This is a genomic window from Clostridioides sp. ZZV15-6598 (assembly GCF_020657705.1).
Lineage (GTDB): Bacteria > Bacillota > Clostridia > Peptostreptococcales > Peptostreptococcaceae > Clostridioides > Clostridioides difficile_F.
Genome location: NZ_JAGWCS010000140.1, coordinates 1 through 9,410, shown reverse-complemented (window position 1 = coordinate 9,410; position 9,410 = coordinate 1). Strand labels below are relative to the sequence as shown.

Sequence of the window (9,410 nt, the reverse complement as noted above, 5' to 3'; positions counted from 1 at the left end):
ATTTGAGATAGTTATATAATTATGAAAATTAATAAAAAAATTTTTATATTAAAATAATATTGAAACAATTTTAAAAATTTAGTATCATTAAAGAGAAAGTGATGGAACTTTCAAAATTTATCACTTTTAGTAAATTTTGATTTCAAAATATCTAAATTTGAAGTATAAATATTTTTATTTAAAGTATTTTATAGGTTAAATTGAAGTATTTTTTAAGTTAAAGTTATTTTAACAGTTATGAAATCAATTTTTAATTAATAAAGAGAGGGGAAATTATAATAGGATGGAAAAGAAAAAAATAGGCCTGTGGAGTTTGGTATTTATGAATGTATCAGCTTTATATGGTATAAGATGGATAGCTAAGTCGACAGCATCAAGCTTCGGTTTAGGATTAGGTGCAATACCTATGTGGTTATTATTCTCATTTATATATTTCGTACCAGGAGCTTTAATTTGTGCTGAATTAGCTTCTACATACCAAAAAGGTGATGGAGGTTTATATGATTGGGTTAAGGAAGCCTTTGGAGAAAAATATGGATTTTTAGTTTCTTGGTTAAACTGGACAGCTAAAATATTTTGGTATTCTTCATTCCTAACTTTTTTAGCAGTAAATGTTTCTTATACAATAGGAAATCCAGCACTTGCAGATAATAAGATATTTGTACTTATATTATCTTTAGTAATATTCTGGATATTATCTATTATAGCAACTAAAGGAATAAGTTTTACAAAAATATTCACTAATACAGGTGCATTAGGTTCAACAATACCAAGTGCTATACTTATAATATTTTCATTTTTGGCAGTATTAGTATTGAAAAAACATGATATAGCTTCAACATATACAATAGCTTCAATGACTCCAAAACTTAATATGGATGCATTTGTTGCTATATCAGCTATAATGTTTGGTTTAGCGGGAGCAGAAACTGCAGCTAACTTTATAACAGAAATAGATAAGCCTGAAAAGAACTTCCCTAAGGCGATATTAATATCAGCTGGAATAGTTGCTTCATTATATGTATTAGGTTCAATTGCAATAACAATGATAATACCACCAGACCAAATTACTGCTTCTAAAGGTGTGCTAGATGCACTTGCAGCTGTTTGTGAATCTTTAGGAATAGGTTCTTGGTTAGTTCAATTGATAGCTTTTGGTATAGCTTTTTCAATACTAGGAGCAATAGTTCTTTATATAGCATCACCAATAAAAATGTTATTTGGTAGTGTTAAAAAAGGAGTATTTCCAGATAGTTTGGTAGAAGTAAATAAACATAAGATACCTTCTAAAGCAGTTATACTTCAAGCAATAATAGTTACTATAATATTATTAGTGACTACATTAATGCCTTCTGTTGATGCTATATACAATGTTCTTGTAACTATGACAGCATTAACTGCATTATTCCCATATGTGTTGTTATATGCTTCTTATATTAAGCTAAGAAAAGAGAGACCAGATGAAATTAGACCATATACTATGGCAAAATCAACAGGTACTTGTATAGGTTTAGCGAAAATGGTTTTAACTGTAACTGTAGTTGGTATATTGTTATCAGCAGCACCAGTTATGCCTACATTTGCTGAAAATATCATATATGAAATAGAAATGATTGGTGGAGGTCTTCTAGTTATCTTATCTGGTCTATGGTTATGGAGTAGATATGAAAAGAGATCTGCTAAATAAAAATGTATTTTAAATATATATTTTGGATATTATTATATATATAGTTGACAATTTATATCATAAGGAATATTATAAAATAAAGAAATTAATAAGTTAAATCCTGAGATAAGAAAGAGTAAATAAATAGACTTTTATACAGAGAATTAAGGGTGCTGAGAACTTAATAAAAAGTGTTTATTGAATGGGTCTTTGAGGAGTAAGGTGAAATGCAGTTTAAGACTGTAGATTATCTGATATCGTGTGTGCACGTTATAGCATATATTAAGATATATATATTCAGCTTTGAGTATATATAAATTTAGGTGGTACCACGGAAAATATATCCGTCCTATTGATTTAGGACGGATTTTTTAATATAGAAAATTTAGGAGGCAAAATGAACGTTATAGGAATTATAGGTGCAATGGATGAAGAAGTAAGCATATTAGTAAATTTAATGGATATTAAAGAAACTGTAAAAAAAGCTAGCTTAGAATTTCATAAAGGGACTTTAGAAGGAAAAAATGTAGTATTAGTAAAGTGTGGCATAGGAAAGGTTAACTCTGCTCTTTGTGCACAAATATTAATAAGTGAATTTAAAGTTGATGCTATTGTCAATACAGGTGTTGCTGGGGCTTTAAATGAAAATCTTGATGTCAATGATATAGTAATTTCAACAGATGCGATACAATACGATGTAGATACTACTGCATTTGGAGACCCTAAAGGTGTTATACCAAGAATGGAAACATCTGTATTTAAAGCAGATGAAAGACTTGTAGAAGCTGCTTATAAATCTTCTGTAGAAGAAACAAAAACTCATAAAGTATTAAAAGGAAGAGTAGTAACAGGGGATATATTTATAAACTCTAAAGAATTAAAAGAAGAATTAGTAAATGATTTTGGTGGGTATTGTGGAGAGATGGAAGGTGGAGCTATAGCTCATGTATGTTACTTAAATAATGTTCCATTTGTCATAATAAGAGCGATGTCTGATAAAGCAGATGGAAGTGCTGGCGTTGCGTATGAAGTATTTGTACATGAGGCAGCCAACAATTCTAAAGATATTGTATTAAGCATGTTAAAATCAATATAAATATATGAGGAGGTAAAAATCATATGAGTGAAAAAAAAGTTATATTTAGTGGTGCACAACCATCAGGTAAGATGACTCTAGGAAACTATTTAGGAGCTATAAAAAACTGGACTGAACTTCAAGAAAATTATAATTGTTATTATAGTATTGTTGATTTACATGCAATAACAGTACCTCAAGACCCTAAAGTTTTGAGAGCTAATACTATAGAATTACTTGCTCAATATCTAGCTTGTGGATTAGACCCAGAAAAAAATACTATATTTATACAATCGCATGTTAAAGAACATGTTGAACTTATGTGGATATTAAATACAATGACTTATATGGGTGAATTAAGTAGAATGACTCAATTTAAAGATAAATCACAAAAGAGTGAAGCAAATCTAAATGCAGGATTATTTACGTATCCAGTTCTTATGGCTGCTGATATACTATTATATCAAGCTGATTTGGTTCCAGTTGGAGATGACCAAAAACAACATCTAGAGTTATCTCGTGATTTAGCAAATAGATTTAATAATAGATTTTCACCTACATTTGTAGTTCCAGAAGGATACTATCCAAAAGGTGGAGCAAGAGTAATGAGTTTACAAGAACCAACTAAGAAAATGAGTAAATCTGATTCAAATGACAATGCATTTATATTATTGGCAGATGATTCAGATACTATAAAGAGAAAGATTAAGAGAAGTGTTACTGATTCTTTAGGTGTTGTAAAGTACACTGATGAACAACCTGGTATTAAAAACTTACTTGATATATATTCTAATTTAAGTAAAAAGAGTGTAGAAGAAATTGTAAACATGTATGAAGGTAAAGGTTATGGAGTATTTAAAGAAGATGTAGCTGAAGTAGTATCAGAAGCTTTAAGACCTATAAGAGAAAAATATGTTGACCTTCTTAATAATAAAGATTATTTAGAAAAAATATATACTATGGGAGCTGAAAAGGCTGAAAAACAAGCTAGAAAAACTCTTAGAAAAGTTTATAAAAAAGTTGGGTTTATAGAGAGAAGATATTAATTATATTATATGTATTCTTTAGGAGATAAACTTTAAAGCTATTAAAAAAGCATATGATAGGAAAGAGAGAGGATGTTATCAAGATAATATCCTCTTTAGTTTTGTAATAAAAAAAGATGAGCTTTTGCTCATCTCAAAGGGGTTAGATTATTCTTACTTTGGGGAAAGTAGAATAAAGGTAAAAGTTAACTGACGTTAACTTTGTTCTTTTTTGCATATCACTACTGAGCATAAAAAAATCAGAAAACCAGAGCCTTCTGAACCAACCTTGAACACACGTCCATTATACTTTATACTCAATATGTAATTTATGAATTAATTTTAACTCTTATAAAGAAAATTGTCAATAATATATCAAAAAAACGTTTTAAAAAATTTATATATATAATTAAATGAGTTTGATTTTATGTTTAGCTGATATGATACAATAATTAAGGCAATTATTTTTTATGTATTTAATAGACCATAAAAATAATACCAATAACATATGTAAAAATTATTTTTAACAGGGAAAATAAGAGGGAAAAACATGAAAACATCAATTTTAATAGCATTAATAGAAAAAACAAGCTTTATTGTAGTATTATTTCTTCTAATAACAAAGCTAAAAACATTTAAACAAATATTTCAAAAAGAAGAATATAGCTTAAATGATTTGATTTGTATATCTTTAGTTTTTACTTTTCTAGCTATATTTGGTACTTATAATGGTATAAATTATATGGGGTCAATAGTAAATACTCGAATAATATCTATAGTATCAGGAGGCGTTCTATTTGGACCAATTGTAGGTATCACAGCAGGTTTGCTTTCAGGTATCCATAGGTATTTTATGGATATTGGAGGTATAACATCCATGTCATGCCTTTTATCAAGCATACTAGCAGGTGTGTTATCAGGATTTTTATATAAGAAGATACCAAAAAAGCATAGAGTGATATATGGAATATTAGTAGGTATGATTTCTGAAAGTTTTACTATATTACTTATATATTTAATATCACAGCCTCATTCTCTGGCAATTCAAATAATTAATGGAATATATTTACCTCTAATTGTTGGACAAATTGGTATAGGGTTTGTTATATCTATAGTTGAGGGAATTGAAAAAGATAAAAAGGATATAGAGGCAAGAAATAAAGCAGAAATAAAAGCACTTCAAAGGCAAATTAATCCGCATTTTTTATTTAATTCTCTAAATACAATAGCATCCTTTATAAGATTTAATCCAGATAAAGCTAGAGAACTCATAATAAATTTATCAACTTACTTGAGATACAATCTTGAATATAGTGATAACTTGATAGACATAAATAAAGAGATTGAGCAAGTTAAATCTTTTGTAGAAATAGAAAAGGCTAGATTTGGAGATTTATTAACTATAATTTATGATATAGATGATGTAAATATAAAAATTCCAAGCTTGATTATACAACCAATAGTAGAGAATGCAATAATACATGGGATTTTGGAAAGTGGAAGAGCTGGTGTAGTAAAAATATCCATAAAAAAGTTACAGCATTCATTAGAAAATACTGTGAGAATATCGATTGAGGATGATGGTATAGGCATAAGTGAAGAAGTCATAAATAATGTATATCAAGACAATATGCCAGAAAATAAGATTGGCCTTTATAATGTTCATTTAAGGCTTAAGCTAATGTATGGAAGTGGTCTTAATATGAGAAGAACTGATAAAGGAACTTTAATTATGTTTTATGTAAAGGAGTAGGAAGATGAAAGCAATAATAGTTGAGGATGAGTTTCCAGCAAGAAAGGAATTAAGATATTTTATTGAAAATAAAAGCAAGATTGAGGTAGTAAGTGAATTTACTAATGGTATAGAGGTACTAGATTTTATTCAAGAAAATAAAATAGATGTAATTTTTTTGGATATAAATATACCTCATCTTGATGGAATGTTACTTGCAAAAACATTAAATCAATTTAAAGCGAGACCCAAAATAGTTTTTATAACAGCATATGAAAATTATGCAGTAGATGCTTTTTCATTAGGTGTATTTGATTATGTACTTAAGCCTTATTCTGAGGATAGAATTACATCAATGTTGGATAAGTTAGAGAAAAGTGAAACAAATAGTAGTGAAATATCTAGTGATAAAAAAAGTACAATAAACCAGAATATAGAGGAAATAACACATAAAATTAGCCTTTGGAAAGGTGATAAATTGGTTGTAATAGATATTGATGATATATACTACTGTGAGGCTAATGAAAGACAGACATTTATATATACTGAAAAGGAAATGTTTATATTAAAAGAGGGTATATCAGAAGTAGAAAACATAATAAATGATAAAACTTTTTTTAGAACGCATAGGTCTTACATAGTAAATTTAACTAAAGTAAAAGAAATTATTCCATGGTTTAATAATACATACATATTGAAGTTAAAAGATAGTGATTATGAAGTAACTGTAAGTAGAAGTAAAATAAAAGAATTCAGGCTATTAATGCATATATAAAGTCATTTCATGTACTTAAATATGCACTTAATGTGATTAACATTTATATTAGTACAAAAAAGTATTACCATTTGAACTGGAAATAGTTTTCTTAAACTTATAAAAATTTATAAAGCAATTATAAAAAAACTAAGGGGATGAATTTATGGTAAGTTTTTTAGGTTCAATAGTGGTACTTATAGTGGGTTATTTTATTTATGGTACCTTTGTAGAAAAGGTTTTTGGAATTAATGATAAAAATCAAACTCCTGCTATATCTTGTAGAGATGGTGTGGATTATGTTCCAATGAAATGGAAAAGAATTTTCTTAATTCAATTCTTAAATATCGCAGGTTTAGGTCCTATATTTGGTGCTATACAAGGTGCATTATTTGGCCCATCAGCATTTTTATGGATAGTATTTGGGACAATTTTTGCAGGTGGTGTACATGACTTTGCTTCTGGATATTTATCAATGAAGAATAAAGGTACATCTGCATCAGAATTAGTAGGTCTTTACTTAGGCAATAGTGCAAAAATAGCAATGAGAATATTTAGCGTTATTCTTTTGGTATTGGTTGGAGTTGTTTTTATAACAGGTCCAGCAGGATTACTAAAAACATTAACAGGAGTAAATACACAAATATGGATTGGAGTAATAATTCTTTATTATATAATGGCTACTGTTTTACCAATAGATAAATTAATTGGAAAAATATATCCTTTATTTGGAGCTGCTTTATTAATTATGGCAGTAGGTGTAGCAGGAGGATTAATAATAAAGGGATATAACATACCAAATATAAATTTACAAAATATGAATCCAAATGGAACACCTCTATTCCCATATTTATTTATAACAATAGCATGTGGGGCAATATCAGGTTTTCATGCAACACAATCACCACTTATGGCGAGATGTGTTGAAAGAGAGAGTGAAGCAAGACCAGTATTTTATGGTTCAATGGTTGCAGAAGGAATAATAGCTTTAGTTTGGGCAGCAGCAGCTATGTCATACTTCCATGGTATACCTCAACTTAATGTAATATTTAATGATGGTGGAGCAGCTACTGTTGTAAATACAGTATCTGTTGGATTAATGGGACCTATTGGAGGAGCTTTGGCTATACTTGGTGTTGTAGCATGTCCTATAACTTCAGGAGATACAGCATTTAGAAGTGCCAGATTAACAATAGCTGATGCAATGAACTACAATCAAGATGCAGTTAAAAATAGATTTTTAATAGCCTTACCATTGTTTGCAGTAGGTGTTGCTCTTACATTTATAGACTTTAATATAATTTGGAGATACTTCTCTTGGGCAAATCAAACACTTGCTATGATAATGTTATGGACTGGTTCTGCATATTTGGTTAAAGCAAATAAAAATCACTACATAACTACATTGCCAGCACTTTTTATGACTGTAGTGACATTTAGTTATATAATGCAAGCAAAAGAAGGTTTTAGACTACCAGTAAATATATCTAATGGAATAGGTATTGCTGTTGCAATAATTCTTGGTATTTTATTCTTTAAAAAAGCTAAAGATATAAAAGAACAAAATACTCATAAATTATCAAGTTAATACAATTATTACAAAAAATAAAAAATATAACAATTAAATCATGTTTTAAAAATTTGTAGGTAAATTTAAAATTTGCCTACAAATTTTTTTTGAAAAAATCAAATCTTACTTTTTATTGTATTTTTAATTTAGTTTTCCACATACTATTTTTACGATATAAATATTAAAATTAGAGGTGTTGAAAATGGATACTAAAAAATACAAAGATAAATTATTGAAAGAAAGAGCAAATTTGACTAATTTAGTGGGAGATATGAAAGATAATACTTTGTTTGGAGATACAACTAAACATACCAGCGAAAAGTATTCATCAGGAGAGTTATCTAGTTATGATAATCATATAGGAGATATGGGAACAGATTTATATATGCAAAATATGCAAAATAGTTTAATAAATCATGAAGAAGGTAGATTGTATCAAATAGATTTGGCATTATCTAAAATAGAAAATGGAACATACGGACGTTGTGATTTATGTCATAATAAAATAGATTTAGAAAGATTGGATATACTACCTGATACAAATTTATGCAATGAGTGTGCAAAAAAAGAAGAAGATTTATTAGGACATGCAAGTGAAACTCCTGATGTGGAGGATTCTAATTTTTATTCAACAGACCTAACAAATTTAACTGATTTAAACAAAAACGGAACATTGAGAGATTAAAAAATTGACATCACATATTGTTAGAATGAATTAAGAAAAGAGGTAATGATATGAAAAAAGCAATGTGGGGTATATGTATATGTGTATTATCAATAGTAGGTGTATATACATATAGTCATAATACACATAATCAAAATATCGTAAAAGAAGCTTATAGTCTAAATGACAATATAAAGAACGATTATGAAGATGTAATAATCAAGCAAGGAAATGAGGATGAAAAAATTCTAGCATTGACTTTTGATGATGGACCAGATGAGGATTTTACGCCACAAGTACTTGATATACTAAAGAAAAATGATGTAAAAGCAACTTTTTTTGTGGTTGGAGAAAAAGTTGCATATAACAAAGAATTATTAAAAAGACAATATGAGGAAGGTCATGAGATAGGTAATCATACATTTACACATATAAATGTTGAAAAAAATAGTTATAATAAAGTAGAAAAAGAAATAACAGATACACAAAATGCTGTAAAGAGTGTAATTGGAGTAGAGCCCAAAATATTTAGACCTCCATATAGAGCTATGAGCAAAAGTGTATGTGATATTATAGTTTCTAAAGGTATGAATATAATTCTTTGGTCAAACCTGGACCCTAGAGATTGGTCAAATCCTGGCGTTGATAGTATTATTACTACCATTCTTACAAAAGTACAAAATGGAAATATAATACTTTTACATGATTATAATAATAAAAGAAACAATAAATCACAGACGATACAGGCTTTGGAAGTAGTAATTCCCAAGTTAAAAGAAAAAGGGTATAAATTTGTAACAGTATCTGAACTTATACAACATCTAGATAAAAATGAACAAGTACAAAAATAAAGAATATTTGCTTAAAGATTAATGATGCTTGTATATTTAAAATACAAGCATCATTAATCTTTAAGCTATAAAA

The 9,410-nt window shown here is 28.2% G+C and carries 8 protein-coding genes and 1 other annotated feature; all 8 genes read left to right on the top strand.

What is annotated here, in order from left to right; translation table 11 throughout:
- Positions 1-283: 283 nt before the first annotated feature.
- The 8 genes from KGF50_RS18235 to KGF50_RS18200 all read left to right on the top strand — a co-directional run bounded on the left by KGF50_RS18235 (position 284) and on the right by KGF50_RS18200 (position 9,337).
- Positions 284-1,687 carry an amino acid permease gene (locus KGF50_RS18235; protein WP_227849382.1) on the top strand — a complete coding sequence of 468 codons (1,404 nt, stop codon included), beginning with the start codon at positions 284-286 and terminating at the stop codon, positions 1,685-1,687.
- Positions 1,688-1,780: 93 nt separating this feature from the next.
- Positions 1,781-2,021, top strand: a binding site (T-box leader).
- A gap of 42 nt (positions 2,022-2,063) precedes the next feature.
- On the top strand, positions 2,064-2,762 hold the full coding sequence (locus tag KGF50_RS18230; RefSeq protein WP_227849381.1) for a 5'-methylthioadenosine/adenosylhomocysteine nucleosidase: 699 nt from the start codon (positions 2,064-2,066) through the stop codon (positions 2,760-2,762).
- Positions 2,763-2,785: 23 nt separating this feature from the next.
- On the top strand, positions 2,786-3,787 hold the full coding sequence (gene trpS, locus KGF50_RS18225; RefSeq protein ID WP_227482885.1) for a tryptophan--tRNA ligase: 1,002 nt from the start codon (positions 2,786-2,788) through the stop codon (positions 3,785-3,787).
- Between the two features lie 529 nt (positions 3,788-4,316).
- The gene (locus KGF50_RS18220) at positions 4,317-5,519 is read left to right on the top strand and encodes a LytS/YhcK type 5TM receptor domain-containing protein (RefSeq protein WP_227849380.1); all 1,203 of its coding nucleotides are present in this window, start codon (positions 4,317-4,319) and stop codon (positions 5,517-5,519) included.
- Between the two features lie 4 nt (positions 5,520-5,523).
- Positions 5,524-6,273, top strand: coding sequence for a LytR/AlgR family response regulator transcription factor (locus tag KGF50_RS18215; RefSeq protein ID WP_227849379.1), 750 nt, complete (start codon positions 5,524-5,526; stop codon positions 6,271-6,273).
- A gap of 145 nt (positions 6,274-6,418) precedes the next feature.
- Positions 6,419-7,840 carry a carbon starvation protein A gene (locus KGF50_RS18210; protein ID WP_227849378.1) on the top strand — a complete coding sequence of 474 codons (1,422 nt, stop codon included), beginning with the start codon at positions 6,419-6,421 and terminating at the stop codon, positions 7,838-7,840.
- Positions 7,841-8,024: 184 nt separating this feature from the next.
- Complete coding sequence (locus KGF50_RS18205; protein WP_227849377.1) at positions 8,025-8,507, top strand: TraR/DksA C4-type zinc finger protein; 483 nt, start codon at positions 8,025-8,027, stop codon at positions 8,505-8,507.
- A 50-nt stretch (positions 8,508-8,557) separates the two neighbouring features.
- Complete coding sequence (locus tag KGF50_RS18200) at positions 8,558-9,337, top strand: polysaccharide deacetylase family protein (protein ID WP_227849376.1); 780 nt, start codon at positions 8,558-8,560, stop codon at positions 9,335-9,337.
- Positions 9,338-9,410: the final 73 nt, after the last annotated feature.